Here is a 417-nt window from a genome sequence, read left to right as displayed (position 1 = left end):
CTCCCTGCCCGCCCTGATCTCGGCGCTGCGCACCCAGCGCTGGGCGGAGATCTGCGACTGGGACATCACCCGCTTCTTCTGCTGCGTGGTGCCGCACGCCACGGCAGACCGCCACTTCGAGGGTTCGGCCGCAGCACTCGCCGACACCGCCTGGGCGATGTCCTCCCGCATGCAGTACAACTCCTGGCACTTCGTGGCGGGCAACCTGCCGAAGGTTCCCGAGGTGGCCGCCCGCGACCACTTCGTGCCCCCGACCATCCCGGACGTGGCCTTCTACTCCGACCAGCACCACCACGGGCACGTCAACAACGGGGTGCGCTTCTCCATCCGCTCCCCGCACGCCGTGGACGTGGACGGACGCCGTTTCAACGGCTTCATGGACCTGCGGCTGCTGCGCTGCGAGGGCCCCGCCTTCGA

Annotated in this window: 1 pseudogene; it reads left to right on the top strand. The window is 69.5% G+C overall.

Annotated elements, in window-relative coordinates:
* Positions 1-417, top strand: a pseudogene (locus ACOV8S_RS31440) (hypothetical protein); the annotation flags it as partial.

Source organism: Streptomyces sp. CO7, from assembly GCF_053474865.1.
The sequence above is the reverse complement of the archived record's forward strand: the minus strand, read 5'-3'. Positions and strand labels throughout refer to the sequence as shown.